The 24,784-nt window shown below is 72.2% G+C and carries 25 protein-coding genes; 13 read left to right on the forward strand and 12 right to left on the reverse strand.

From position 1 onward, the window contains the following. Nucleotides 1-114 precede the first annotated feature (114 nt). Both ACFYU0_RS25225 and ACFYU0_RS25230 read right to left on the reverse strand, forming a co-directional pair. Nucleotides 115-543: a hypothetical protein gene (locus ACFYU0_RS25225; protein WP_389304309.1), complete on the reverse strand. Its 429-nt coding sequence runs from the start codon at nucleotides 541-543 to the stop codon at nucleotides 115-117. Further along, entirely contained in the window at nucleotides 540-1,244 is a 705-nt protein-coding gene (locus ACFYU0_RS25230) for an ATP-binding protein (protein WP_389304310.1), read from the reverse strand. The genes ACFYU0_RS25225 and ACFYU0_RS25230 overlap by 4 nt, the downstream gene beginning before the upstream one ends. 204 nt (nucleotides 1,245-1,448) lie before the next feature. Between ACFYU0_RS25230 and ACFYU0_RS25235 the strand changes: the two genes are divergently transcribed. From ACFYU0_RS25235 to ACFYU0_RS25245, 3 genes are read left to right on the forward strand one after another with little or no spacing between them, the layout of a single operon-like run. Further along, nucleotides 1,449-2,309 (forward strand): helix-turn-helix transcriptional regulator, encoded by an 861-nt coding sequence (locus ACFYU0_RS25235; protein WP_351672443.1) that lies wholly within the window; start codon nucleotides 1,449-1,451, stop codon nucleotides 2,307-2,309. Then, a complete protein-coding gene (locus ACFYU0_RS25240) occupies nucleotides 2,310-2,564 on the forward strand; it encodes a DUF397 domain-containing protein (RefSeq protein ID WP_351672445.1) in 255 nt (84 codons plus the stop codon). It abuts the gene before it with no gap. A 51-nt stretch (nucleotides 2,565-2,615) separates the two neighbouring features. Then, a complete protein-coding gene (locus ACFYU0_RS25245; protein WP_389304312.1) occupies nucleotides 2,616-2,858 on the forward strand; it encodes an SAM-dependent methyltransferase in 243 nt (80 codons plus the stop codon). A 65-nt stretch (nucleotides 2,859-2,923) separates the two neighbouring features. Here ACFYU0_RS25245 and ACFYU0_RS25250 read toward each other — a convergent pair whose 3' ends face one another. After that, entirely contained in the window at nucleotides 2,924-4,411 is a 1,488-nt protein-coding gene (locus ACFYU0_RS25250) for a glutamate synthase subunit beta (RefSeq protein ID WP_351672461.1), read from the reverse strand. A gap of 203 nt (nucleotides 4,412-4,614) precedes the next feature. Beyond that, nucleotides 4,615-5,307 carry a DUF2293 domain-containing protein gene (locus ACFYU0_RS25255; protein ID WP_351672447.1) on the reverse strand — a complete coding sequence of 231 codons (693 nt, stop codon included), beginning with the start codon at nucleotides 5,305-5,307 and terminating at the stop codon, nucleotides 4,615-4,617. A 68-nt stretch (nucleotides 5,308-5,375) separates the two neighbouring features. On the opposite strand from ACFYU0_RS25255, the gene ACFYU0_RS25260 reads away from it, so the two are divergent. Then, nucleotides 5,376-6,008, forward strand: a complete 633-nt coding sequence (locus ACFYU0_RS25260) for a uridine kinase (protein ID WP_389304314.1) — start codon at nucleotides 5,376-5,378, stop codon at nucleotides 6,006-6,008. Between the two features lie 55 nt (nucleotides 6,009-6,063). Here ACFYU0_RS25260 and ACFYU0_RS25265 read toward each other — a convergent pair whose 3' ends face one another. Next, nucleotides 6,064-7,191: a magnesium and cobalt transport protein CorA gene (locus tag ACFYU0_RS25265; RefSeq protein ID WP_351672451.1), complete on the reverse strand. Its 1,128-nt coding sequence runs from the start codon at nucleotides 7,189-7,191 to the stop codon at nucleotides 6,064-6,066. Nucleotides 7,192-7,365: 174 nt separating this feature from the next. On the opposite strand from ACFYU0_RS25265, the gene ACFYU0_RS25270 reads away from it, so the two are divergent. Beyond that, complete coding sequence (locus ACFYU0_RS25270) at nucleotides 7,366-8,160, forward strand: methyltransferase domain-containing protein (RefSeq protein ID WP_389304316.1); 795 nt, start codon at nucleotides 7,366-7,368, stop codon at nucleotides 8,158-8,160. A 288-nt stretch (nucleotides 8,161-8,448) separates the two neighbouring features. Here the strand turns inward: ACFYU0_RS25270 and ACFYU0_RS25275 are convergent, their stop codons facing one another. Further along, on the reverse strand, nucleotides 8,449-9,399 hold the full coding sequence (locus tag ACFYU0_RS25275) for a PfkB family carbohydrate kinase (protein ID WP_351672904.1): 951 nt from the start codon (nucleotides 9,397-9,399) through the stop codon (nucleotides 8,449-8,451). Further along, the gene (locus ACFYU0_RS25280) at nucleotides 9,384-10,292 is read right to left on the reverse strand and encodes a pseudouridine-5'-phosphate glycosidase (RefSeq protein ID WP_389304318.1); all 909 of its coding nucleotides are present in this window, start codon (nucleotides 10,290-10,292) and stop codon (nucleotides 9,384-9,386) included. Before ACFYU0_RS25280 ends, ACFYU0_RS25275 begins: the two co-directional genes overlap by 16 nt. A 99-nt stretch (nucleotides 10,293-10,391) precedes the next feature. On the opposite strand from ACFYU0_RS25280, the gene ACFYU0_RS25285 reads away from it, so the two are divergent. Then, nucleotides 10,392-10,820, forward strand: coding sequence for a VOC family protein (locus tag ACFYU0_RS25285; RefSeq protein ID WP_389304320.1), 429 nt, complete (start codon nucleotides 10,392-10,394; stop codon nucleotides 10,818-10,820). Between the two features lie 14 nt (nucleotides 10,821-10,834). Here the strand turns inward: ACFYU0_RS25285 and ACFYU0_RS25290 are convergent, their stop codons facing one another. Continuing rightward, the gene (locus ACFYU0_RS25290) at nucleotides 10,835-11,389 is read right to left on the reverse strand and encodes a methylated-DNA--[protein]-cysteine S-methyltransferase (RefSeq protein WP_389304321.1); all 555 of its coding nucleotides are present in this window, start codon (nucleotides 11,387-11,389) and stop codon (nucleotides 10,835-10,837) included. Nucleotides 11,390-11,445: 56 nt separating this feature from the next. Then, nucleotides 11,446-12,315, reverse strand: a complete 870-nt coding sequence (locus ACFYU0_RS25295) for a glycerophosphodiester phosphodiesterase (RefSeq protein ID WP_389304323.1) — start codon at nucleotides 12,313-12,315, stop codon at nucleotides 11,446-11,448. A 280-nt stretch (nucleotides 12,316-12,595) separates the two neighbouring features. Between ACFYU0_RS25295 and ACFYU0_RS25300 the strand changes: the two genes are divergently transcribed. The 6 genes from ACFYU0_RS25300 to ACFYU0_RS25325 all read left to right on the forward strand — a co-directional run bounded on the left by ACFYU0_RS25300 (nucleotide 12,596) and on the right by ACFYU0_RS25325 (nucleotide 20,845). Further along, nucleotides 12,596-13,474 carry an MHYT domain-containing protein gene (locus ACFYU0_RS25300; RefSeq protein WP_389304325.1) on the forward strand — a complete coding sequence of 293 codons (879 nt, stop codon included), beginning with the start codon at nucleotides 12,596-12,598 and terminating at the stop codon, nucleotides 13,472-13,474. Between the two features lie 40 nt (nucleotides 13,475-13,514). Next, nucleotides 13,515-15,671, forward strand: coding sequence for an excinuclease ABC subunit UvrB (gene uvrB, locus ACFYU0_RS25305; protein WP_351672892.1), 2,157 nt, complete (start codon nucleotides 13,515-13,517; stop codon nucleotides 15,669-15,671). A 178-nt stretch (nucleotides 15,672-15,849) separates the two neighbouring features. Next, nucleotides 15,850-16,428, forward strand: a complete 579-nt coding sequence (locus tag ACFYU0_RS25310; protein ID WP_351672890.1) for a TerD family protein — start codon at nucleotides 15,850-15,852, stop codon at nucleotides 16,426-16,428. 51 nt (nucleotides 16,429-16,479) lie between these two features. Next, nucleotides 16,480-18,387: a TerD family protein gene (locus ACFYU0_RS25315; RefSeq protein ID WP_389304328.1), complete on the forward strand. Its 1,908-nt coding sequence runs from the start codon at nucleotides 16,480-16,482 to the stop codon at nucleotides 18,385-18,387. A gap of 221 nt (nucleotides 18,388-18,608) precedes the next feature. After that, nucleotides 18,609-19,607 carry a TerC/Alx family metal homeostasis membrane protein gene (locus tag ACFYU0_RS25320; protein WP_389304330.1) on the forward strand — a complete coding sequence of 333 codons (999 nt, stop codon included), beginning with the start codon at nucleotides 18,609-18,611 and terminating at the stop codon, nucleotides 19,605-19,607. 137 nt (nucleotides 19,608-19,744) lie between these two features. After that, on the forward strand, nucleotides 19,745-20,845 hold the full coding sequence (locus tag ACFYU0_RS25325; RefSeq protein ID WP_351672884.1) for an ionic transporter y4hA: 1,101 nt from the start codon (nucleotides 19,745-19,747) through the stop codon (nucleotides 20,843-20,845). A 33-nt stretch (nucleotides 20,846-20,878) separates the two neighbouring features. Here ACFYU0_RS25325 and ACFYU0_RS25330 read toward each other — a convergent pair whose 3' ends face one another. Continuing rightward, nucleotides 20,879-22,156, reverse strand: coding sequence for an MFS transporter (locus ACFYU0_RS25330; RefSeq protein WP_351672882.1), 1,278 nt, complete (start codon nucleotides 22,154-22,156; stop codon nucleotides 20,879-20,881). A gap of 294 nt (nucleotides 22,157-22,450) precedes the next feature. Between ACFYU0_RS25330 and aroQ the strand changes: the two genes are divergently transcribed. After that, nucleotides 22,451-22,924, forward strand: coding sequence for a type II 3-dehydroquinate dehydratase (gene aroQ, locus ACFYU0_RS25335; protein WP_351672880.1), 474 nt, complete (start codon nucleotides 22,451-22,453; stop codon nucleotides 22,922-22,924). A 290-nt stretch (nucleotides 22,925-23,214) separates the two neighbouring features. Here aroQ and ACFYU0_RS25340 read toward each other — a convergent pair whose 3' ends face one another. Next, nucleotides 23,215-23,871, reverse strand: coding sequence for an MBL fold metallo-hydrolase (locus ACFYU0_RS25340; RefSeq protein ID WP_351672878.1), 657 nt, complete (start codon nucleotides 23,869-23,871; stop codon nucleotides 23,215-23,217). 45 nt (nucleotides 23,872-23,916) lie between these two features. Beyond that, the gene (locus tag ACFYU0_RS25345; protein WP_389304333.1) at nucleotides 23,917-24,603 is read right to left on the reverse strand and encodes a maleylpyruvate isomerase family mycothiol-dependent enzyme; all 687 of its coding nucleotides are present in this window, start codon (nucleotides 24,601-24,603) and stop codon (nucleotides 23,917-23,919) included. Between the last annotated feature and the right edge of the window lie 181 nt (nucleotides 24,604-24,784).

The following is a 24,784-nucleotide window of genomic DNA, read 5'->3' on the forward strand; positions in this document are numbered from 1 at the left end:
CGCGCGGGGAGCACTGGCGGGGGAGCGAGGGCTCGGCTCGGGGCTGTGCGGGGTGTGGGGTACGGGAGGCTGGCCGCACGCGGAAGGCCTACCGTCTCGGGGGAGCCGGTGGCGCTACGCCGAGACGGCCCGGGACCAGTCCGGGGTCGTGCCGGTCACCCGGCACAGGGCCAGGTACAAGGGGATCGGCGGGGTGTACGGGACCGTGCTCTCGGGGCGGTGGATCAGCCGGGCGGCGTCGGGGACGGGGGCGCCGGTGGCGTAGTGGGCGGGGACGGGCCAGCGGAGGGCGTAGTCGGAGTCCGACGGAACGATCCACCACCAGTGCGCCCCGTCGGCGTACACGCAGCCCACCCGGGGCAGCCGCGGCACGATCAGCGGTCCGAGGCGGTCCGGCACGGCTACGGCGTCGCAGCCGAGCGGGGCCGTCATGCCCTCCGGGACCACCGGGCGGCGGACCTGGGCCGGTATCCGCCGGTGGCGTCCGAGACGGACCAGGGTGTCCAGGCCGAGCGGCCTGCCGCACGCGTCGGCGCCGTTCACCGGTGCTCCCGCGTCCGGCGCCGTTGCGCCGGGGCCCGGTGCCGCCCCTGCGCCTCCTCCTCGTCGCCGGGGCCGGGCGGTGGGCCGCCGGGCTTGGGGCGGGTGCCCCAGCCCAGGTCGTTGCGCGGTTCGGAGAGATCGTGGGCCGCGTCGGTCTGGCGGGCCAGCTCGGCCCAGACCAGCAGCCCGGGCCCGTGCTCCTGGGCGCCCCAGGCCCGGCACAGCGTGTCCACCAGCAGCAGCCCCCGCCCGTGCTCCTCATCGGGCCGCTGCGGGGAGGGATGGGGTTCGCCGGGTGCGCAGCCCTCGTCGTGCACGGCTATGCGCACGGTGTCGTCGTGGTCGTGCAGCTCGCACACGACACGGCTGCTCGCGGTGTGCACGATCGCGTTGGTGACCAGCTCGGATATGACCAGGGCCGCGGTGTCGCAGGTGTCCTCGCACACCGACCAGCCGGTCAGCCGGGCGCGTGCCAGACGCCTCGCCTGCGCGGCGGAGCCCGGGTGCGCGGCCAGCTCGAAACGGAACCGGCGCCCGCCGGTGTTCCTGTCAGGGGTCGCCGCCTCGCCCGCACTCGAACCTGCTCGAGCGGGGGAACCGCCATCGGCGCCGAGACGCGGGGCGTCTGCGGCGGTGTCTGTTCCTAAGGGCGCGGACGGAATCACGCTTGCCACTATCTCCCCGGCGTGAACACTTGGCAAGTGTCACTCTGAAAAATGCAGAGTGCTGTGTGACTCGGTGGGAGGCCGTGGCACACTGCTCGCAACAGCACCTCGCGCGGCGCCAATTGGGACCGTCGACGATCCCCCGGATCATCGAACGGGTCTTCGAACGGCGCCGCAGGGCTGTCGGGAATCTTTTGTCCCGGACTCTTTTGTCATGGCGGATCGTGCCGGAGGTGGAGCGTGAGCGAACCGCGGTCCGCGCCGACCGTGGGCCAGGTGGTCCTCGGCAGGCGCCTGCTGGACCTGCGGGAACGCGCCGGGCTGAAACGCGAGGAAGCCGCCCGCGTCCTGCGTGTCGCCCCCGCCACCATCCGCCGGATGGAGATGGCCGAGGTCGCCCTCAAGATCCCGTACCTGCAACTGCTGCTGAAGGCCTACGGAGTCCCCGACGACGAGGCCGAACTCTTCGTCCAGCTCGCCGAGGAGGCCAACCGGCCGGGGTGGTGGCAGCGGTTCCACGACATCCTGCCGGGCTGGTTCTCGATGTACGTCAGCCTCGAGGGCGCGGCCGGCCTCATCCGCTCCTACGAGCCGCACTTCGTCCCGGGCCTGCTGCAGACCGAGGACTACGCGCGCGGTGTGCTGAAGTCGGGCGCCATCGGCCAGACCAGCCCCGACGACATCGAGCGCCACGTCGCGCTGCGCATGCGGCGCCAGAACCTGCTCACCCGCCCCGACGCGCCCCGTTTCTGGGCGGTGATGGACGAGACCGCCCTGCGCCGCCCGGTCGGCGGTCCCGAGGTCATGCGCGCGCAGATCGACAAGTTGCTCGAGGCCACGAAGCTGCCCAACGTCACGCTCCAGGTCGCCCCGTTCGCCAACGGGCCGCATCCGGGGACGTACGGGCCCTTCGTGCTCTTCCGGTTCGCCGTGCCCGAACTTCCGGACATGGTCTACAGCGAGTACCTGACCGGCGCGGTCTACCTGGACGCGCGCTCCGAGGTGGCGACCCACCTGGAGGTCATGGACCGCATGGCGGCGCAGGCCGCCACTGCACAACGCACGAAGGAGATCCTCCGGGATCTCCGCAAGGAGCTGTGAATGGATCGCATCACGCCGCGCAGTCGCGTCTACAACGGCATGCCCGCGGGGGAGTTGGGCAGCGAGGGGTGGCACAAGCCCTGGAGCGGCGGCAACGGGGGGAACTGCCTGGAGGCGATGAAGCTCGCCGACGGCCGGATCGCCGTACGCCAGTCGACCGACCCGGACGGGCCCGCGCTGATCTACACCTCGGACGAGATGACCGCCTTCATCGAGGGCGCCAAGGCGGGGGTGGCCGACTTCCTGCTCTCCTGAACGACTGATGATTGCCTTTTAACCAACTTGTTCATGGTGAGCTCGACTTGATTGTCCGACGCGTCAGACGCTCACGGATCGCCGTATGACAGGGCCACGGAGAAGCTCAAGGCGGCCGGAGTCACCCTGGCCCTGCGCTCCCGCGAGGAGTTCGCCCGCTTCTTCGACGGCCTCGACCTGCTGGAGCCGGGCGTCGAGGTCGTGCACAAGTGGCACCCCGAACTGGGCGAACCGGTGCCCGGTCAGGACGACGGGATGATTCCGGGGTACGGGGCGGTGGCACGCAGGCGATAGGCCCGCCGGTCGCCGGTCGGTTCACGGGGCGTCGGTCGTGGGCCGGCCGGCGACCGGCGATGGGGCTAGGCGGTCATCGGCCGGTCGTGCGCCGATATCGGCGCCGGGAGGCGGGAGCCGCCCGTCAGGTAGTGGTCGACGGCCGCCGCCACCGCCCGCCCCTCCGCTATCGCCCACACGATGAGCGACTGACCGCGCGCCGCGTCCCCGGCGGCGAAGACACCGGGGACGTTGGTGGCGAAACCCTCGTCCCGGGCGATCGTGCCGCGCGGCTGCATGGCCAGTCCCAGCTGCCCGACGAGCCCGTCCTCCCGGTCCGGCCCGGAGAAGCCGAGGGCGAGCAGGACGAGGTCCACGGGCAGGGTGCGCCCGGTGCCCGGCACCGGCTGCCGCCGCTCGTCGACCTCGACCAGGTGCAGCGACCGGACGTGCCCGCTGTCGTCACCGGTGAAGCGGAGCGTGGACGCCGCGAACAGCCGGGCGTCCGCGTCCGCCGCCGGAGCCGTCCGCAGCTCCCCCGCCTCCTCGTGCGCGGCGGACAGCCGGTAGATCTTCGGATACGTCGGCCACGGCTCGGTGTCCTCGTCCCGCTCGGCGCCGGGCTGCGCGTAGATGTCCAGCTGGCTCACGGACGCCGCGCCCTCACGTACCGCCGTACCCAGACAGTCGGCGCCGGTGTCCCCGCCGCCCACGATCACCACGTGCTTCCCGGCCGCGGACAGCGGCGACGCCTCCAGGTCCCCCGCGCACACCCGGTTGGCCAGCGGCAGGTACTCCATCGCCTGGTGTATCCCACGCAACTCCCGCCCCGGCACCGGAAGTTCCCGCCATGCCGTCGCACCCGTGGCGAGCACCACCGCGTCGTACCGCGTGCGCAGCTCGTCCGCCGGGACGTCCCGCCCGACCGCCGTCGACGTACGGAACTTCGTCCCCTCGGCCCGCATCTGCTCCAGCCGCCGCTCCAGATGCCGCTTCTCCATCTTGAACTCGGGAATGCCGTAGCGCATGAGCCCCCCGAGCCGGTCGTCCTTCTCGTACACCGCGACGGTATGACCGGCCCGGGTCAGCTGCTGCGCCGCGGCGAGCCCCGTCGGCCCCGACCCGATCACGGCGACGGTCCTGCCCGACAGCCGTTCCGGGGGCCGCGGCGGGGTGAATCCGTCCTCCCAGGCCCGATCGGCGATCGCGCACTCGACGTTCTTGATGGTGACCGCCGGCTGGTTGATCGCGAGCACGCACCCCGCCTCGCAGGGCGCCGGGCACAGCCGCCCGGTGAACTCCGGGAAGTTGTTCGTCGCGTGCAGCCGGTCGCTCGCCGCCCGCCAGTCCTCCCGGGAGACCAGGTCGTTCCACTCGGGGATGAGGTTGCCCAGCGGACAGGCCTGGTGGCAGAACGGAACGCCGCAGTCCATACAGCGGTCGGCCTGCTTGCTGATGATGGGCAGCAGCGCTCCGGGGACATAGACCTCGTCCCAGTCCCGGACCCGTTCCTCGATGGGCCGCCGCGGCCACTCCTGCCGCGGTGTGGTCATGAACCCCTTGGGATCGGCCATGGTCGTGTTCCTCGCGTACGGGTACCCGGGGTACTCGGTGTACGACGGGCCGTGCGTCATCGGGCGGCACCCTTCCGGCCACGATACGTCCCCCTCCCCACCCCCGCAGAGTGGCCGACAGCGCTTTCTCGGAGCCCGTCTCGACGGGGAGCCGGCCGTTTCCTCCCGGCCCCCGGCGCGGGCGGAAGCCGGAACCGGGAACCTCAGCCGGCGTCGGCGGCCCCCGCCCATTCCCGCAGCACACCGGCCAGGGCCGGCGCGATCCGCCGGCGCGCCTCGTACCTCGGCACTCCGCTCATGAGGAGCTGGTCGTACGGCGTGTCCACATGCCGTACGGCGGCCACGACCGCCGAGGTCACCGCCCCCTCCGTCAGCGCCCGCCCGGCCGCGCTCCGCCCCACCCTGCCGCTGCCCCGCGCCGACGCGTGTGCCGCGATCGCCCGAGCCCGATCGGCCGGGCACCCCGGGAACAGGCGAACGATCTCCGCCGCGAACGCCGCCGTGAACCGCTCGTCCTCCACCGCCCGGCGCCGGGCGTCCCGGGCCCGCCGCCGGCGTCGTGCCTCCGCGTCCGCCAGGCAGCGCGCCTCGGCCCGGGCGAGCGCCGGCTCCTCCACGAGCAGGCCCCGCCGGTCGTAACGGCCCCGGCGCCGGTCGAACCGCACCACCACCGCCCACAGCGCGCTCTCCTCCCGCGCCCTGCGGGTCAGCGCCGTGTCACCGCGCGGCAGGAAGACCAGGTGCCCGAGGTCGGCGCAGTCCAGACAGCGCGGCACGCCGTCCTCCAGCACGAGCAGCGGCAGCGGACCACGCCTGCACCCCGCGCAGTGTTTGCGCCGCTGGGGCTGGACCACGACAAGCCCACCCGGATACAGAGGAATTGGAGATACCGCCATGGGTGGTTCCTTCCCCGTGCCGCCCGCCCTCTCCCGCCCTCCGGGGCCGCACCCGGCATCATGGGCCTGTGCGACTCGAAGCGATCACCTGGGACCGGCTCGCCGAGCGGCTGGCCGACCGGCTCCTCGAGCTGGAACCGGCCGACGGCGGCGCCTGGCCGCGAGCCGGCTTCGACGGAGCACCGGCCGCCCACCCGGGCGACCTGGCCGAGCGCGTCGCCCAGGCGCTGCGCGTACGGGGGCGGCCCTCGCTCGTCGTCGGCGCGGAGGACTTCCTGCGCCCCGCGTCCCTCCGGCTGGAGCACGGCCGCCGGGACGCCGAGTCGTACTACGGCGGCTGGTTCGACACCGGCGCCCTGTGGCGTGAGGTGTTCGGCCCGCTCGACCCCGGTGGAAGCGGCCGCGTCCTGCCCGACCTGTGGGACCCGGTCACCGACCGCGCCACCCGCAGCCCGTACGTCCAACTCCCGCCCGGCGGAATCCTGCTGATGCACGGCCCCCTCCTGCTGCGCCACTGGTTCCCGTTCGACCTGACCGTCCACGTCCTCCTCTCTCCGGGCGCCCTGCGCCGCCGCACCCCGGAGCCCGACCACTGGACCCTCCCCGCGTTCGAGCGCTACGCGGCCGAGACCGCACCCGACGCCGCCGCCGACGTCCTCGTGCGCGCCGACGACCCCCGCCACCCCGCCTGGAACGGCTGAACGGGCCGGCCCGGCGCCTGCTCCACGAGAGGCCGCGGCCTCTCCGCCGGTACGGTCACAGCCAGCCGTTGCGCCTGAAACCCCGGTACAGCACGAGGCAGGCCAGTGCCATCACACCCATGACCAGCGGATATCCGAACCGCCAGCGAAGCTCCGGCATGTGGTCGAAGTTCATGCCGTAGACGCCGCACACCATCGTCGGCACGGCGACCACGGCCGCCCACGCCGTGATCTTCCGCATGTCCTCGTTCTGCGCGACCGTCACCTGCGCGAGGTGCGCCTGCAGGATCGAGTTGAGCAGTTCGTCGAACGCGGCTATCTGCTCCTTGGCCCGCATCAGGTGGTCGGACACGTCCCTGAAGTACGCCTGTATCTCCGGGGGGACCGCGCGTATCGGCCGGGTGGCCAGATCCTCCACCGGACGTCCGAGCGGCACCACCGCGCGCTTCAGCTCCAGCAGCTCACGCTTGAGCTGGTAGATGCGCCCCGGGTCGGCCCGCGCGCCGCCCTCCGAGAACACGTCCGTCTCCACCTGCTCGATGTCGGCCTGCACCGCGTCCGTGACGTTCAGATACTCGTCGACGACATGGTCGGCGATCGCGTGCAGCACCGCCGCCGGGCCCTTGGCGAGCTGCGCCGGATCCGCCTCCAGCTCCTCGCGCAGCGGCCCCAGCGACCCGTGTCGGCCGTGCCGTACCGTGATGACGAAGTCCTCGCCGACGAACACCATGATCTCGCCGGTGCCGACCACCTCGCTCGTCGCCGTCAGCTGCTCGTGCTCCACGTAGCAGACGGTCTTGAACACGGTGAACAGGGTCTCCGCGTACCGCTCCAGCTTCGGACGCTGGTGGGCCTCCACGGCGTCCTCCACCGCCAGCGGATGCAGGTCGAAGAGCCGGGCGACGTCCGTGAACTCACTGTCCGTCGGCTCGTGCAGCCCGAGCCAGACGAATCCCTCGCCGCTCTTGCGCACCTTGGCCACGGCGTCCACCAGGTCGGAGCACCCGGGAACCCGCACCCCGTCCTGATAGGTCACGCAGTTCACCACCGACGAACCGAGCGGTGACCGGGCGGGATGGCTCAGGTCCACGCGCGGCCGCCGTCGGGCCAGCCGCGCCACCTTGCGCAGCCCGCCGGCCCTGCCCAGTCCGGTGACCTTCCGCAGATTCCCTGCCATGGACATCTGGATCTCCTCGCGTGGATCTCCTCGCACAACGTTCTCGCGTCCTGCCCGGCAAGTGTGCCAGTCACGCGAAAAGTCCGTGCGGGCCTGTGGGAACGGTGACTTCCGCTTTGTTCCCGCCTGTGGACAGTGCCCGTTCCCGCAGGCCGGCCCGCCGAGTGCGATGCTCGCGGCATGACATCATCCGACGGATATCTCCTGGACAACCAGCAGGACGAAGCGGAGGAGCGCTTCCACGCCTTCGCCTCCCTCTTCGACCCCGCGACGTTCCGGCACCTCGAAGCCCTCGGCGTCGGTCCCGGCTCGCGGTGCTGGGAGGTCGGCGCCGGCGGCACCTCCGTGGTGTCATGGCTCGCCGAGCGTGTCGGCCCCACCGGCGAGGTCGTCGCCACCGACATCGACACCACCCGGCTCGCCGCCGCTGCCCGGCCCCCGGTCGAGGTGCGCGTCCACGACGTGGGCGGCGAGGAGCCGCCGGGTGCCGGCTTCGACCTGGTGCACGCCCGGCTGGTGCTGGTCCACGTCCCGGACCGGGAAAGAGCCCTGCGGTCCATGATCGAGGCGCTGCGGCCCGGGGGACACCTGCTGATCGAGGACGCCGACCCGGCCCTCCAGCCGCTGCTCTGCCCCGATGAGCAGGGCCCGGAGCAGCGGCTCGCCAACCGGCTGCGCAACGGCTTCCGCAGCCTGCTCGCCGAGCGCGGCGCCGACCTGTCGTACGGCCGCAAGCTGCCGCGTCTGCTCCGTGAGGCCGGACTGCACGACGTCGAGGCCGACGCCTACTTCCCCATGACCTCGCCGGCCTGCACCGCCCTGGAATCCGCGACGGTCCGTCAGATCAGGGGCCGGCTGGTCGCCGCGGGCCTCGCCACCGACGAGGAGATCGACCGTCACCTGGCCAACGTGCGGACCGGCGGGATGGACCTGGCCACCGCGCCGATGATCTCCGCCTGGGGACGCAAGGGCTAGGCCGTGTCCGCAAAGTCGCGTCTGCGTCACGACGCCCGGCACGCACTCTCGCCGCACCGGCCGAAAGCCCGAGTACACCCAGTACGAGGGCATCCGGCCGGCACTCCCCCAGCCTTCGGCCGGGGGGACCCCCAGAGCACGCACCGGACGCCGCGACGCCCGCCCTGCGGGCGAACGACGCGACTTTGCGAACACGACCTAGGCCGTCCCACGGTGTGCGGCCACCGCGCCGACACCGAGGAGGCGCGGCGCCGGGCGCCCCGGTGCGGACCGAGCGGAAGGCCCTGGTCAGCCAGGTGTGGACGGCACGCCGGTGTCCCGCCGCGGTGGTCTGCCGCCCACCCGCCGCACCGCCAGCGCGCCCGCCCCGCAGCCGCTCGCCGCCGCCTCCTCGGGAGCCGCGCCCGCCAGCAGGGCGGCCAGGAACGCGCCGGTGAAGGCGTCGCCCGCGCCCGTCGTGTCCACCGGATCGGCCGGCACGGCGGGAACCCGGGCCACCACGGCCCCGGCACGCGCCACCACCGCACCGTCCACACCCGCCTTGGCGGCCACCAGCGGGACCAGCCGGCTCAACTTGGCCGCCGCGTCGCCCGGTTCGGGCAGTCCTGTCAGCAGACACGCCTCGTCGCGGCTGGGCAGGAGCACGTCGACGCCCTCCGCGAAGGCCAGGAAGCGGTCCACTCCGAAACGCACGAGGAAGCCCGCCGACGCCGGGTCCAGACTGACCGGCACGCCCCGCGCGCGGGCCGCGGCGAGAGCCACCCCGGCCAGCGCCCGGCTCCGCTCGGAGAACAGCAGATAGCCCGACAGGTGCAGCCGGGCCACGCCCTCGAGCAGCGCGTCGGACCAGTCGGCGGGTTCGAGCCGCAGCGACGCCCCGCTGTCCGTGAGGAACGTGCGCTCGGCCGAGGCGCCGTTGTCGACGAGGCAGATCACCGTCCCCGTCGGGGCCTCCGCGTCGATCACCAGCCGGGGCCGCACCCCCGCCGCCACCAGCTCCCGCTCGTGCCACCGGGCGGCGTCCGCGCCCACCCGGCCCAGCAGCCGCACCTCCGCGCAGCCCGCGTGCGCCGCCCAGCAGGCCACGTTGGCGCCCGCGCCACCCGGCAGGGCCCGGATCGCGGCGGCCGTGTCCGTGCCGGCCGCGAGCGGCCCCCGGTGCCGGGCGACGACGTCGGTGACGACGTCCCCGACGACCAGCAGCGCTCCGCTCCCGCCGGAGTTCACCCCCTGGCCCACGCGGTGGCGATCCGCGTCGCCAGCCGGACGTTGCCGCGCACCGCCGCCAGGTTGGCGCTCAGCGAGGCCCCGTCCGTGTGCCGGACCAGATAGTCCAGCAGGAAAGGCGTGACCCCCTGCCCGGTGACCCCCTCCTCCTCGCAGGCGCGCAGCGCGTCGGCGAGCACGCGCGCGTGCAGCCCGGGATCGAGCTGCTCGTCCTCCGGGACGGGATTGGCGACGATCAGCGCGGAATCCGGCCCGTGGAGCGCGTCCTGCGCCCGCATGACCCGCGCGACCTCCTCCGGGCCGTCCAGCGTCCAGTCGACCGGATGCCCGGAGTCGGACAGGTAGAAGCCGGGGAACCGGCCGGTGCGGTACCCGGCGACGGCCACGCCCAGAGTCTCCAGCCGCTGCAGCGTCGCCGGCACGTCCAGGATCGACTTCACCCCCGCGCACACCACGGTGATCCGGGTCCGCGCCAGCAGACCCAGGTCAGCCGACTCGTCCTGCGTCACCGTCCACTGCCGGTGCACACCACCGAGACCGCCCGTGGCGAACACCCGGACGCCCGCCAGCGCCGCGAGCTGCGCCGTGGCCGACACCGTGGTCGCCCCGCTCGCCCCCGCCGCCACGGCCAGGGGCAGGTCGCGATGGCCCAGCTTGCGGATGCCGTCCTCGTTCGCGACCCGCTCCAACTGCCCCTTGTCCAGGCCGACACGGGGCCGTCCGTCCAGCAGGGCGACGGTCGCGGGAACGGCGCCCGCCTGCCGCACCACATCCTCCAGTTCCAGCGCCACCGCCAGATTGCGCGGACGCGGCAGCCCGTGCGCGATGATCGTCGACTCCAGGGCCACCACCGGCCGCCGGGCGTCGAGCGCGTCCCGGACCTCTTCCGACACCACCAGCACCACGTGCCCGCCTCCTGTCCGTCGGTCCTCTCTCATCCCTGGCGGGCGCCGGACCCGAATAAACGCTTGCGGTCTGTGGGGGACACCACCAGCCTGGGCCGCATGACCGACCACACCACGCGTCTCGACCATGTCGTCCTGTGGGTCGCCGACCCCGCGGCGGCCGCGGCCTTCTACGAGAACGCCGTCGGCCTCCAGCCCCTGAGGCTCGCCGAGTACACCGACGGAAAGGTGTCGTTTCCCTCGGTACGCGTCAACGAGGAGACGATCCTCGACCTCGCGCCGCGGACCCTCGCCGAGCGCATGAACATGCTTCCCGGCGCCGCCGACAGCGCCGGCCACCCCGTGAACCACGTCTGCCTGTCCCTGCCGTCCGCCGGATTCGACGCCCTGCGCGCCCGTCTGGACGAGCGGGACGTCCCCCTGACCGACATCGGGTACGGCTCCTTCGGCGCCCGCGGAGAGGCCACGCGCAGCTTCTACTTCCGGGACCCCGACGGCAACGTCATCGAGGTCCGGCACTACGGATAGCCCGCCCGGCCCCGTCAGAACAGCGGCTCGGGCAGCACGCCCTCCAGCGCGAGCAGCTTCCGCTTGGTCTCCAGCCCGCCTCCGAAGCCGCCGATGCCCCCGCCGCTCTCCACCACCCGGTGGCACGGCACGACGACCGGAAGGGGGTTGGCGCCCATCGCGGCGCCCACCGCCTGCGCACCGCCGGGTTGCCCGACCCGCCCCGCCAGATCCCCGTAGCCGACCACCGTGCCGTACGGCACCGAGCCGGCCAGTTCGCGCAGCACCTGCCGGTTGAAGCCGGAGATCAGCGACCAGTCCAGGGGCAGGTCGAAGTCGTGCCGCCGGCCGGCGAAGTACGCCTCGAGCTGCCGTATCGCCTCGTGCAGCAGCGGCGACCGCGGGTCCTCGACCGGCTCGGCGCCCATCCGGGCGGTCAGCCGTTCCAGGGCCCGCTCGCGCACTCGGTCCGAGGCGTGGAAGACGACGTTGACCAGACCCTCACGGGTCGCCGCCAGCATCAGCGGGCCGATGCCGGTGTCCACGACGGCCCACACGACCCGCTGCCCGTCCTGCCCATGACTCTCCATGCGGTCACCGTACGACCCGGCACTGACAACGCCCCACCGCCCGCGACGGCTCCCGGTCAGTCCGCGTCCAGGGCCGCCCGGACCACGTCCGGCTTGTTGGTGATGATGCCGTCGACGCCGTAGCGCGCGACCTTCCGGGCGGTGGCGGCGTCGTCCACCGTCCAGGCGCACAGCCCGAGCGGTCTGCCGTGCGGTCCGTCGAAGGCGCGCAGGGCGGTCACGTAGGTCCCGGTGATCGACCCGTACGAGGGATTGATCAGATTGGTGAAGCGTGCGTACCGCTGCAGCTGGGCAACGGACGGCCTGCCGAGGTAGGCGGTGGTGAGCGCCGGCTTCAGCTCGTGCACGGTGCGCACGCTGTCCGCGCTGAAGCTCTGCACGACGAGCCGGCCCAGATGCGCCCGGTCCAGCCAGCCCTCGTTGCCGAGCAGCTTCAGGGTCTGCCCCTCGATCCCCGGGTACAGCTCCGGGTTCTTGATCTCCAGGAGCAGCTTCTCGTGGTTGTGCTCCACCCGGCGCATGTACTGCTTCAGGGTCGGCACGCGCGTGCCGGCATACGAGGCGGAGAACCAGCTGCCCGCGTCCAGCCGGGCGATCTCCGCGGCGGTGAAGTCCTTCACCTTCCAGGGAGCCCGGCCGGGGAAGACCCTCTCCGCGTTCGTGGTGCGCCGCAGACTGTCGTCGTGGATCACGACCAGCTGGCCGTCCTTGGTGCGCTGGACGTCGTTCTCGACCCAGGAGAAGCCCAGCCGGGCCGCCTTGTCGATGGAGGCCAGGGTGTTCTCCGGGGCGTAGGCCGAGGCGCCGCGGTGGGCGATCACCACCGGCCCGCGGGCCTCGCCCGCCCGGGCGTCGGACGTGGGGGTCAGCAGCACCGCCGCCCCCAGGATCGCGGTGGCCGTGGCGGCGACTGCGCGCGCGTGCATGGGCGGACTCCTCCCGTCGAACGAATACCGACAGCACCAGAGTGGCAGCAGAGAGTCAACGGCACCCGGGCGCGGGAGGGTCACACGGTGAACGGGGGCGGCCGATTCCGCACACCGGTGCGGCACATGTGGGGCAAGGGCGTGTTTCTTTGCCGGAAAATCGTTCGACCATTCCGGTGCGGGTCATACTCTCTGCGTCAACCCTGGCCGCCCGCGCGGCCCGGTACGGGGGCGCAGTTCGGATATTCCGGGACGCAACAGGACGGAAGGGCTGCCGCGCATGCAGGGCACGGTCGACGGATTCAGCTACGGGGTCGTCACCCCGCTGGTGGCCTATGTCATGGCCTGCCTCGGCGGCGCCCTCGGCCTGCGCTGCACCACCCGCGCCCTGCTGGTCACGCACTCCCGGCGGCCCGCCTGGCTCGCCCTCGGCTCGGCCGCGATCGGCTCCGGCATCTGGACGATGCACTTCGTCGCGATGATGGGCTTCCGCATCGAGGGGGCGCCCATCCACTACGACCAGCCCATCACCTACGCGAGCCTCGGCCTCGCCATCGTGATGGTGGGCGTCGGGCTGTTCATCGTCGGCTACCGGGGAGCCACCGGCGCCGCCCTGTTCACCGGCGGCACGATCACCGGTCTGGGCGTCGCCTCGATGCACTACCTGGGCATGGCGAGCATGCGCTTCGACGGACGGTTCGCCTACAGCACCGTCACGGTGGCCGCGTCCGTCGTCATCGCGGTGGTGGCCGCCACGGCCGCCCTGTGGGCCGCCGGACGCGTCCGGGGCGTGCTGTGGAGCGTCGGCGCGAGTCTGGTGATGGGGCTCGCCGTCACCGGCATGCACTACACCGGCATGGCCGCTCTGAACGTCCACCTGCACAGCGCCTCCGCGACCGCCGCGGGCGGGCCGCCGGCCTCGGTACTCGTGCCGATGCTGATCGGCCCGCTCGCCTTCCTGCTCCTCGCCGGCGCCGTCATGATGTTCGACCCGCTGATGGTCATGGGCCGGCCGGCCCAGGCCCCGGTCGAGGACAGGCCGGGCGTCCCGGCCGCCGCCGTCGCCTCCCACCCGGCCCGGCACGCACAGCTCCGCCCCGGCCGCCGGTCCGTCGGTCACCCGCGCCAGCACGCCTCCGGGACCCCGCAGAAACGCTGACCGGGACCCGTTGTCAGTGGGGGGTCGTACGGTTGATGGCATGCGGCCCGTTTCCCACATCGAACGCACGGTGGCGCCCATCGAGGTCGTCAGCCCCTACCAGCCCAGCGGTGACCAGCCGGCGGCCATCGCCGACCTGGCCAAGCGCATCGAGGCCGGTGAGAAGGACGTCGTCCTGCTCGGCGCGACCGGCACCGGCAAGTCCGCCACCACCGCGTGGATGATCGAGAAGCTCCAGCGCCCCACCCTCGTGATGGCGCCGAACAAGACGCTGGCCGCGCAGCTGGCCAACGAGTTCCGCGAGCTCCTGCCGAACAACGCCGTCGAGTACTTCGTCTCGTACTACGACTACTACCAGCCCGAGGCCTACGTCCCGCAGTCGGACACCTACATCGAGAAGGACTCCTCGATCAACGAGGAGGTGGAGCGGCTGCGCCACTCGGCGACGAACTCGCTGCTCACCCGCCGCGACGTCGTCGTGGTCGCCTCCGTGTCCTGCATCTACGGTCTCGGCACCCCGCAGGAGTACGTGGACCGGATGGTCCCCCTCAGGGTCGGCGACGAGATCGACCGCGACGACCTGCTCCGGCGCTTCGTCGACATCCAGTACACCCGCAACGACATGGCCTTCGCCCGGGGCACCTTCCGCGTCCGCGGCGACACCATCGAGATCTTCCCGGTCTACGAGGAGCTGGCCGTCCGCATCGAGATGTTCGGCGACGAGATCGAGGCCCTGTCCACGCTCCATCCGCTCACCGGCGAGATCATCAGCGACGACCAGCAGCTGTACGTCTTCCCCGCCTCCCACTACGTCGCCGGACCCGAGCGCATGGAGCGTGCGGTCAACGACATCGAGAAGGAGCTCGGGGAGCGCCTGGCCGAGCTGGAGAAGCAGGGCAAGCTCCTGGAGGCGCAGCGCCTGCGCATGCGCACCACGTACGACATCGAGATGCTCCGCCAGATCGGCACCTGCTCCGGCGTGGAGAACTACTCGATGCACTTCGACGGCCGCCTGCCCGGCTCGCCGCCCAACACGCTGCTGGACTACTTCCCGGACGACTTCCTGCTCGTCATCGACGAGTCGCACGTGACGGTGCCCCAGATCGGCGCCATGTACGAGGGCGACGCCTCCCGCAAGCGCACCCTGGTCGACCACGGTTTCCGGCTGCCCTCGGCCCTGGACAACCGGCCGCTGAAGTGGGAGGAGTTCCAGGAGCGCATCGGGCAGACCGTCTACCTGTCGGCGACCCCGGGCGCCTACGAGCTGTCCCGCGGGGACGGGGTCGTGGAGCAGATCATCCGTCCGACGGGTCTGGTCGACCCGGAGGTCGTGGTCAAGCCCACCGAGGGGCAGATCGACGACCTGGTGCACGAGATCCGCAAGCGCACCGAGAAGGACGAGCGCGTCCTGGTCACCACGCTCACCAAGAAGATGGCCGAGGACCTCACCGACTACTTCCTGGAGCTCGGCATCCAGGTGCGCTACCTGCACAGCGACGTCGACACCCTGCGGCGTGTCGAGCTGCTGCGCGAGCTGCGTTCCGGCGAGTTCGACGTCCTGGTCGGCATCAACCTGCTGCGCGAGGGCCTCGACCTGCCCGAGGTGTCCCTCGTGGCGATCCTCGACGCCGACAAGGAGGGCTTCCTGCGCTCCGGTACGTCCCTGATCCAGACCATCGGCCGCGCGGCGCGCAACGTCTCCGGCCAGGTCCACATGTACGCGGACAAGATCACGCCGGCGATGGAGAAGGCCATCGACGAGACCAACCGGCGCCGGGAGAAGCAGGTCGCCTACAACAAGGCCAACGGCGTCGACCCGCAGCCGCTGCGCAAGAAGATCAACGACATCGTCGCCCAGATCGCCCGCGAGGAGGTCGACACCGAGCAGCTGCTCGGCTCCGGCTACCGCAAGCTGAAGGACGGCAAGGGGGCCAAGGCTCCCGTCCCCGCGCTCGGAGACAAGGCGGCCAAGGGCGCGAAGGCGGGCAAGGCCGCGAAGTCCGCCAAGGGCAAGGCGGCGGCCGGCGTGCCGACGGACCGCCCGGCTGCCGAACTCGCCGGGCAGATCGAGGAGATGACCGAGCGCATGCGCGCGGCGGCCGCCGAGCTGCAGTTCGAGATCGCCGCCCGGCTGCGCGACGAGGTGTCCGAGATGAAGAAGGAGCTGCGGCAGATGCGTGAGGCGGGCATCGCCTGAGGACCCTTCAGGGCCCGCCCTGTGACGCTCCTGTGGTGCCGGACCTCGGCATATGCGCCAAGTGTTGCAACACCGACACAAAGCGCGGTCCGGGGTTCGGCACTGTCAGTGCCCCTGCGTAGGGTTCTGGCAACCGCGCAGTGCGCGGCAACCGGGGAACACGAGAGGGGAATCAGCCGTGACCGTCAACTTGTCCAAGGGTCAGGCCATCAGCCTGGAGAAGAAGGACGGGGCCAGTCTGAGCGCGGTCCGCATGGGTCTCGGCTGGCAGGCGGCTCCCCGCCGCGGCCTCTTCGGCTCGCGTACGCGGGAGATCGACCTCGACGCCTCAGCGGTGCTGTTCGCGGACCGGCAGCCGGTCGACGTCGTCTTCTTCCGGCACCTCGTGAGCGACGACGGCTCCGTGCGGCACACCGGTGACAACCTCGTCGGCGGTGCGGGCCAGGGCGGCGACGACGAGGCGATCCTCGTCGACCTGCAGCGCGTCCCGGTCCACGTCGACCAGATCGTCTTCACCGTGAACTCCTTCACGGGCCAGACCTTCCAGGAGGTGCAGAACGCGTTCTGCCGCCTCGTCGACGAGACCACCGGCCAGGAACTCGCCCGCTACACGCTGGCGGGCGGCGGCGAGTACACCGCCCAGATCATGGCGAAGGTGCACCGGTCGGGCTCGGGCTGGACGATGACCGCCCTGGGCGAGCCGGCCAAGGGCCGTACGTTCCAGGACCTCATGCCGGCGATCCAGCCGCACCTGTAGGACCGCCGCCGGAAGCGGCGCGCACGACATCACGACACAGGGGGGACGGCGATGACGGCCGAACTGGTGCGGGGACAGAACCACCCGCTGCCCCAGGTCCGGCTGGAGATCCGCATCTCGGCCGGATCGCCGGTCCTGGCGGGTGCCGCGCTCGGCGACGAGCACGGCACCGTGCACGGCGCCGAGTGGGTGGCCCATCCCGGCGCTCCCACCCTGCCCGGCATCGAGGTGTCCCCGCAGGCGGCCGCCGATCACCGCCTGGCCGTCGACCTGGCCGCGCTGCCGGAGGCGGTGCACCGCGTCACGGTGCTGCTCGCCCTGCCGGAGCGGCCGGGGGGCCCGCTCCGGTTCGGCTCGCTGGCCGCACCGACGGCGGCGGTCACCGGTCTCGACGGCGCCGAGATCGCCCGCTTCGTCCTGACCGGTCTGGACGCCGAGTCGGCCGTGGTCGCTCTGGAGCTGTACCGGCGGCAGGGCGCCTGGAAGGTGCGCGCGGTGGGCCAGGGCTACGCCGGCGGCCTCACCGCCCTGCTCGCCGACCAGGGCCTGCCCTCGGCCGCCGAACTCGCCGCGGACGTCGAGGAGGCGGTCGCCCGTGGCCTGGCACGGGCCGTACCGGCACCGCCCACGCCGTCCACGCCGGGCATCCCGGCCGTCCCCGATTCCCCGGAGCCCCGGCGGGTCGGGGCGGACGCCAGCCGCGACCCGGCCGGTGGGCGGGCTCCCGGTGGCCCGATCGACTACACCCACCCCGGCCGCCGTCCCGGCGCCACCCCGCCGCCCGCCCGGTCGCCGGCCGCGTCCCACGCCGCCTCCGACGGGCAGCCGCCGCGGCCCGTCGCGGGCGACGCCGTGGGCTGGTCGATGGACGAACGGCTGTACAACCAGGTCTGGGGCATGTTCGAGGACCTGGCCCGCACCACGGCCGCGTACCGCAGCGCCGTCGACTTCGCAGACTCCCGCCTGGAGAAGGAACTCGACCAGGCCCTCGCCGACCCCCGCGCCCGGCTCGGCGCGGCGGGCGACGCGGCGCGGGAGGCGGCCCAGGCACGGCACACCCAGCTGGTCGACCAGGCCCAGGCCGCGCTCGACCGCGACGTCGCGCAGCTCGCCGCCGAGTCCGAGGTGGTCGAGCCCGCACTTCCCCCGGCCTGTGCCCGCTGGGACAACCCCGTCTGGCACGGATACCGGGTGCCGGCCGAACCGCCGATGGCCATGCGGCTCGGCGACCTGCACCTGCCGGAGAGCGCCCCGCTGTCCATACCGCTGCTGGTCAGGCTCCCGCTCGAACGCGGCCTGTGGATCGACAGCGGCCCGGCGCCGGGAGCCGACGACGTCTTCCTGGACTCCGCGGAGACCCGCCGGCTCGCCATGGACGCCGCGGTGGCGCTCGCCGTCCGGCTGCTCGCCGTCCATCCGGTGGGGGAGTTCACCGTTCAGGTCCTGGACCCGGCCGGTACGGGGGCGCAGGCGCTCCTGCCACTGACCCGGACGGGAGTCGTCGCCCTGCCGTCCCTGGCCGGCGCGGCGGGCGTGGCCGACGTCCTGGGACGGCTCACCCGGCGGGTCGACCTGGTCCAGATGGCGCTCCGCGGCGGGGCGGCCGAGTCACTGCCGCCCGACTTCGACCCCGCCCAGCAGCTGCTGCTCGTCAACGACTTCCCGCACGGCTTCGACGACCGGGCGGTGACCCAGTTGCGCTACCTCGCCGACGAGGGGCCGGCCGTCGGCGTCCACCTTCTGATGGTCGCGGACCGTGAGGACGCCGCCGCCTACGGGCCGTTGCTCGATCCGCTGTGGCGTTCGCTCATGCGACTCACCCCCGTCCCCGACGACCACCTCGCCGACCCCTGGGTCGGCCACGCGTGGACGTACGAGCCCTCGCTCGTGCCGTCCGGCAGCGGTGTCCTTCAGCAGGTGCTCACCGAGGTGGCCACAGCCCGCACCAAGCGTAAGTAAAGTGCTCCTGGCCAGCCACTTTGGGATTCCCTTTACCAATCACTTTACCTTTCCTTGGTGATTGAGGTACTGTTTTCCGTGCGGAGGGGAGTACTCCCTGATTGCGGCGCACCCGTCAGTACGGACCGTTACGGATCCCGGGGCGCCGGCCCACGCGGGTGGAAGAGACCTCCGGCAATGACAACGCAGATGTGTTTGCCATGACCTATGCCGGAGGTGCAGTGCAAGTCTCCCCGACCCTGTGGGTCCTCACCATCGTTGGCCTCGCCGTCCTCATCGCGGTCGACTTCTTCATCGGGCGCAAGCCTCATGACGTGTCGATCAAGGAGGCGGGCATCTGGACGGTCGTCTGGATCGCCCTCGCCGGGCTCTTCGGCCTCGGCCTCCTCCTGTTCGGCGGCGGCGGGCCGTCCGGCGAGTTCTTCGCCGGCTTCATCACCGAGAAGTCGCTGAGCGTCGACAACCTCTTCGTCTTCGTCCTGATCATGGCGAAGTTCGCGGTGCCCTCGCGGTACCAGCAGCGCGTGCTGCTCGTCGGTGTCCTCATAGCCCTGGTGCTGCGTGCCGTGTTCATAGCCGCCGGCGCCGCGATCATCGCCAGCTTCTCCTGGGTGTTCTACCTCTTCGGCGCCTTCCTGATCTGGACCGCCTGGAAACTCGTCCAGGACGCCCGGGCCGACGAGGAGGAAGAGGAGTTCGAGGAGAATAAGCTGCTGAAGGCCGCCGAGCGAAGGTTCGGCGTGGCGGACCGGTACCACGGCACCAAGCTGTGGATCCAGCAGAACGGCAAGCGGGTCATGACCCCGATGCTGGTCGTGATGCTGGCCATCGGCACCACGGACGTGCTCTTCGCGCTGGACTCGATCCCCGCGATCTTCGGCCTGACCCAGGACCCGTACATCGTCTTCACCGCCAACGCCTTCGCCCTGATGGGACTGCGTCAGCTGTACTTCCTCATAGGCGGCCTGCTGAGGAAGCTGGTCCACCTGTCGTACGGCCTGTCGATCATCCTGGGCTTCATCGGCGTCAAACTGGTGCTGCACGCCCTGCACGAGTCCGGGGTCCACGTCCCCGAGATCAGCATCCCGGTGTCGCTCGGCGTGATCTGTGCCGTCCTGGCCATCACCACCGTCACCAGCCTGATCGCCTCGCGCAAGCAGGCGGCGGCCGAAGTGGCGGACCCCCGGAGCGGCGAACCGGCCGAGCGCATAGACGCCTGACCGGGACCGGCGCGACAACCGACACCGAACCCGCGAGGCGCCGGCCGCACCGTGACCGGCGCCCCGTGCAGGAAGGATGACAAGGGATCCGGAAAGAACGGAATGCGAATCCTGTACGTGTCTGCCACGATCGCAGCATGATCGCTCGGCTCAGACCGCTCACCACCCAGTGGACGTTCCTCGTGCCGGTACTCGCGGTCGTCCTGCTCGTCCTCACCTGGGGTCGCGCCCTCCCCGGCCCGCTCGTCGCGCTGGTCACCCTGGTCCTCGCCGGGTCCGTCCTCGCCGCCGTGCACCACGCCGAGGTGGTCGCACACCGGGTGGGCGAGCCCTTCGGCTCGCTGGTGCTGGCCATCGCCGTCACGATCATCGAAGTGGCCCTGATCGTCACCCTCATGGTCGACGGCGGCGACAAGAGCGCCTCCCTGGCCCGGGACACCGTCTTCGCCGCCGTGATGATCACCTGCAACGGCATCGTCGGACTCAGTCTTCTCGTGGCCTCCCTGCGGCACGGCACCGCGGTCTTCAATCCCGAGGGCACCGGCGCCGCCCTGGCCACCGTGGCGACCCTCGCCACGCTCAGCCTGGTGCTGCCGACCTTCACCACCAGCAAGCCCGGCCCCGAGTTCTCCACCGTCCAGCTCACCTTCGCCGCGTTGTCCTCGCTGATCCTGTACGGACTGTTCGTGGCCACGCAGACCCTGCGGCACCGTGACTACTTCCTGCCGGTCAGCCGGCAGGGCGATGTGATCACGGGGGACGACCACGCGGTGCCCCCGTCCGCGCGCACGGCATGGATCAGCCTCAGCCTGCTCGGCCTCGCGCTGGTCGGGGTGGTCGGTCTGGCCAAGGGGGTGTCCCCGACCATCGAGTCCGGGGTGGAGGCGGCCGGCCTGCACCAGGCGGTCGTCGGTGTGATCATCGCCCTGCTCGTACTGCTGCCCGAGACCATCGCGGCGCTGCGCGCGGCCCGCCGGGACCGGGTGCAGACCAGCCTCAACCTGGCGCTCGGCTCGGCGATGGCCAGCATCGGCCTGACCATCCCCGCGGTCGCCCTGGCCTCCATCTGGCTGTCCGGCCCGCTCGTCCTCGGCCTCGGCGCGACCCACATGCTGCTGCTGGCGCTGACCGTGGTGGTCAGCTCCCTGACGGTGGTTCCCGGCCGGGCCACCCCTCTGCAGGGCGGTGTGCACCTGGTGCTGTTCGCGGCCTATCTGGAACTGGCGATCAACCCCTAGGCGCGTCGGGGGACGGCGCCGGCCCGGGGCCGGTCAGCCGGCGGCCGGGTCCATGGCGGGCGCGGGTGCGGGCGCGGGCCGGGTCTCCGGCAGCAGGGCGAAGCAGACCAGGCTCACCAGGGCGATCCCGGTCAGATAGGCGCCCACCCCCCACGGGACGCGACCGCCTCGGTCCGCCAGGGCCGTCGCCACGATCGGGGTGAGGGCGCCGCCCAGGACGCCGCCGAGGTTGTAGCCGACCGCGGCGCCGGTGCAGCGCACCCGCGCCTCGTACAGCTCGGGCAGGTACGCGGCGATCACCGCGAACATGGTGATGAAGGCGATCAGCGCGCCCAGGATGCCGAGGAACATCAGCAGCGGTTCACCGGTCGCGAGCAGCGCGACCATCGGCAGCATCCACAGCGCGCAGCCCGCGCAGCCCGCCAGGCACAGCGGTCGCCGGCCGTAGCGGTCGCCGAGCAGCGCCATGAGGGGCGTCAGCGCCCCCTTCACCGCCACGGCGGCCATGACGCAGGTCAACATGACGGTCCGGCTCACCCCGAGCCGTCCGGTGGCGTACGCCAGCGACCAGGTCGTCACCGCGTAGAACACCGCGTACCCGGCGGCCAGCGCCCCGGCCGTCAGCAGCACCAGCCGCCCGTGGCGCCGTACCACCTCCACGAGCGGTACGCGCGCGTGATCGTCGATCTCCAGGAAGCGGGGACTCTCGGTGAGCGAGGCGCGCAGCCACAGCCCGGCCAGGGCCGGCACCCCGGCCGCCCAGAACGGCACCCGCCAGCCCCACTGGGCGAACTGGTCGTCCGGCAGGGCGGCCGACAGCGCGAGCATCACGCCGTTGGCGAGCACGAAGCCCACCGCGGGCCCCACCTGGGGGAAGCTCGACCACAGGGCACGCCGTCCCGGCGGCGCGTGCTCGGCGGTCAGCAGCACCGCCCCGCCCCACTCCCCGCCGAGCCCCAGCCCCTGCAGGAAGCGCAGCAGGAGCAGCAGCACGGGGGCGGCCGCTCCGATCGTCTCGTACGTCGGCACACAACCGACCGCCACCGTCGAGGCGCCGGTCAGCAGCAGCGAGGCGACCAGTACCGGCCGCCGTCCGCGCCGGTCGCCCAGGTGTCCGAACAGCACCGAGCCGAGCGGCCGCGCCACGAAGCCCACCCCGAACGTCCCGAACGCCGCGAGCGTCGCGGCCAGCGGGGAGAACGACGGGAAGAACAGCGGCCCCAGCACCAGGGCCGCCGCCGTGCCGTAGACGAAGAAGTCGTAGAACTCGATCGCGGTCCCGGCGAGCGAGGCGGCCGCCAGCCGCGGCATGGAAGGCGCCCTCACAGGGCGTACGGGCTGCATGTCGCGTCAACCACCCGCGGTGATCTTGGGTTACGGGGGCGCGCGGAGCTGATCCAAGACCGGGGCGTGAGCCGGACCACCGGCGTACGCCGCCCTCGCCCACGCCTCATCGGTCCGTCGCCCGCGTCTCGCCGGCCCCCGGCCACTCCTCGCCCGTCCTCCGGCCACTCCTCGCCCACCCCTCGGCCGCCCGTCCCACCGTGATAGACCGGGTCCGAGCAGCGGTGGTGAACGCGCCGCCCCGAACGGACCGGAGGAACCGTGCCCCGCACCCTGGCCAACGCCCCGATCATGATCCTCAACGGGCCCAACCTGAACCTCCTCGGTCAGCGTCAGCCCGAGATCTACGGCAGGGACACGCTCGCCGACGTGGAGGCGATGTGCGCCAAGGCCGCGGCCGCGCACGGCGGGACGGTGGACTTCCGCCAGTCCAACCACGAGGGCGAACTGGTCGACTGGATCCACGAGGCGCGGCTGAACCACTGCGGCATCGTCATCAACCCCGGTGCCTACTCGCACACTTCGGTGGCGATCCTGGACGCGCTCAACACCTGTGACGGCATGCCGGTGCTGGAGGTGCACATCTCCAACATCCACCAGCGCGAGTCGTTCCGGCACCACAGCTACGTCTCGTTGCGCGCCGACGGCGTGATCGCGGGCTGCGGGGTGCAGGGTTACGTGTTCGGCGTGGAGCGGGTCGCCGCGCTGGCGGGGGCGGCTCGGGCCGACGCGTAGTCCACCGCGCGTCTCGTCCAGGGGCGGCCGCCGGGCACGCGGCGTGCCGACGCCGGACGTTGCCGCTGCCCGGGCCGCCGGTCGAGGGCGGGGTTGGAGACCGGCGGCCCCTACCGCCCAGGAGCCGTCGTCCTGTGCGGCGCTGCTACCAGTTGACCGCGTGTCACGTGGCCCGGGGAGCGCGCACGAGCACCCGGAGCGTGTGAAGAGTTCACACGGGGCGCGTGCCATGGAGTGCACGCCGGGCGTGCCTCAAGGGCGTGCGCCCGGCGTGCGTCGTGCCCTCGCGGCTACCACCCGCGCGCGTGCCACTCCGGCAGGTGCGGCCGTTCCGTGCCGAGCGTGGTGTCGTTGCCGTGTCCGGGGTAGACCCAGGTCTCGTCCGGCAGCACGTCGAAGATCTTCGTCTCGACGTCGCGGATCAGGCTGGCGAACGCCTCGGGATCCTTGTGGGTGTTGCCCACACCGCCGGGGAACAGGCAGTCGCCGGTGAAGACGTGCGGATGGCCGTGCGGGTCGTCGTAGACCAGGGCGATGGAGCCCGGGGTGTGTCCGACGAGGTGGCGGGCGGTGAGTTCCACGTGGCCGACCCGGATGACGTCGCCGTCGTCGACGAGGACGTCGGTGGGCACCGGGATGCCGGGCGCGTCCTCCCGGCCGGCGTACGTGCGCGCGCCCGTGGCGGCGACGACCTCGGCGAGCGCCTGCCAGTGGTCGCCGTGCCGGTGGGTGGTGACGACGGACGCGATGCCGTCGTCACCGATGGTGCCCAGCAGCGCTCCCGCGTCGTTGGCGGCGTCGATCAGCAGCTGCTCGTCGGTGGCCCGACAGCGCAGCAGATAGGCGTTGTTGTCCATCGGGCCGACCGCGACCTTGGTGATCATCAGGTCTTTCAGCTCGTGCACGTCCGCGGGTCCGCCGACCCTGACCTCTCCGCTGTACGTCATGGTGATCAGCCTATAGCGGGGCGGCGCCCGGAGGACCGTGTCGCGCTACAGCGGAGGCAGCTTCGGCAGCGTGCCGCCCGTCACCTCCAGCGCGGACCCGTCGCGGCGTCCGGCGAGCCAGCCCAGCAGGTCCGCCGGCGCTCCGCTCACCGTGACCTCGGCCACGTCCGCCTCGCGCCCGGTGCGCCACGCGCGCGTACCGTCCGTGATCCGTGTCGCCGGAATCTCGGGGTGCCCGGCGAAGCGGTCCGCCAGGAAGCCGGTCTCGCGCTCCGTGAACTCCGCCGGAAGGTCCTCCAGCTCGTAGCCGATCCCCAGGTCCACGTGGTGCAGGTCGACCTCGGCCCACCGCCGGAACGGCAGTCGGGCCGCGGAGTCGGTGACGCCGTTGCGCAGCTCCACCGTCCGCGCCCAGTCCGCCGGCACCGCTCCCGCCCGCTGGAAACGGGCGGCGCTCTCGCGCACATCGGCGAGCTGGGCGGCCGGCGGCCGCGGGGCGTCCCGCTCGATGTCGGCGTCCCGGGCCTCGGCGCTGACGTACATGGGCCGGCCCTCGAGGACGTTCACGAGGGCGTCCGCGTTGCGGGCGAGGTGGGCGAGGACGTGGCCGCGCGTCCAGCCGGGCAGCCGTGACGGCTCGGCCGTCGACGCGTTGTCCAGCTTGGCGACAGCGGTGAGGAGCCGCTCGGTCGCGTCCTGCACACATGCCAGGTCATGAACGTGATCAATCATGGCCCTGACCCTAGCCTCGCCACCCCTTCGGGTGAAGGTGGTGAAGCTCGCCCCTTAATCGAAAGCACGTGCTATATCGTCGAAGACGGCGCCGGGCATGTAACAGGGCCCGCGATTGTTATGCATCCCGGAATCCGACCGGCGCTGTCAGTGGCTCCCCCTAGTCTCGAAAGAAGCACCG

Source organism: Streptomyces sp. NPDC003720, from assembly GCF_042875075.1.
Taxonomy (GTDB): domain Bacteria; phylum Actinomycetota; class Actinomycetes; order Streptomycetales; family Streptomycetaceae; genus Streptomyces.

Bases quoted from the DNA above. Each gene is read 5' to 3' on its own strand.
- ACFYU0_RS25315 (WP_389304328.1), top strand. From the start codon at position 16,480: ATGACGGCCGAACTGGTGCGGGGACAGAACCACCCGCTGCCCCAGGTC.
- ACFYU0_RS25270 (WP_389304316.1), top strand. From the start codon at position 7,366: ATGACATCATCCGACGGATATCTCCTGGACAACCAGCAGGACGAAGCG.
- ACFYU0_RS25345 (WP_389304333.1), bottom strand. From the start codon at position 24,603: ATGATTGATCACGTTCATGACCTGGCATGTGTGCAGGACGCGACCGAG.
- ACFYU0_RS25325 (WP_351672884.1), top strand. From the start codon at position 19,745: ATGATCGCTCGGCTCAGACCGCTCACCACCCAGTGGACGTTCCTCGTG.
- ACFYU0_RS25340 (WP_351672878.1), bottom strand. From the start codon at position 23,871: ATGACGTACAGCGGAGAGGTCAGGGTCGGCGGACCCGCGGACGTGCAC.
- ACFYU0_RS25285 (WP_389304320.1), top strand. From the start codon at position 10,392: ATGACCGACCACACCACGCGTCTCGACCATGTCGTCCTGTGGGTCGCC.
- ACFYU0_RS25290 (WP_389304321.1), bottom strand. From the start codon at position 11,389: ATGGAGAGTCATGGGCAGGACGGGCAGCGGGTCGTGTGGGCCGTCGTG.
- ACFYU0_RS25240 (WP_351672445.1), top strand. From the start codon at position 2,310: ATGGATCGCATCACGCCGCGCAGTCGCGTCTACAACGGCATGCCCGCG.
- ACFYU0_RS25295 (WP_389304323.1), bottom strand. From the start codon at position 12,315: ATGCACGCGCGCGCAGTCGCCGCCACGGCCACCGCGATCCTGGGGGCG.
- uvrB (WP_351672892.1), top strand. From the start codon at position 13,515: ATGCGGCCCGTTTCCCACATCGAACGCACGGTGGCGCCCATCGAGGTC.
- ACFYU0_RS25255 (WP_351672447.1), bottom strand. From the start codon at position 5,307: ATGGCGGTATCTCCAATTCCTCTGTATCCGGGTGGGCTTGTCGTGGTC.
- ACFYU0_RS25265 (WP_351672451.1), bottom strand. From the start codon at position 7,191: ATGTCCATGGCAGGGAATCTGCGGAAGGTCACCGGACTGGGCAGGGCC.
- ACFYU0_RS25250 (WP_351672461.1), bottom strand. From the start codon at position 4,411: ATGGCCGATCCCAAGGGGTTCATGACCACACCGCGGCAGGAGTGGCCG.
- ACFYU0_RS25300 (WP_389304325.1), top strand. From the start codon at position 12,596: ATGCAGGGCACGGTCGACGGATTCAGCTACGGGGTCGTCACCCCGCTG.
- ACFYU0_RS25330 (WP_351672882.1), bottom strand. From the start codon at position 22,156: ATGCCGCGGCTGGCGGCCGCCTCGCTCGCCGGGACCGCGATCGAGTTC.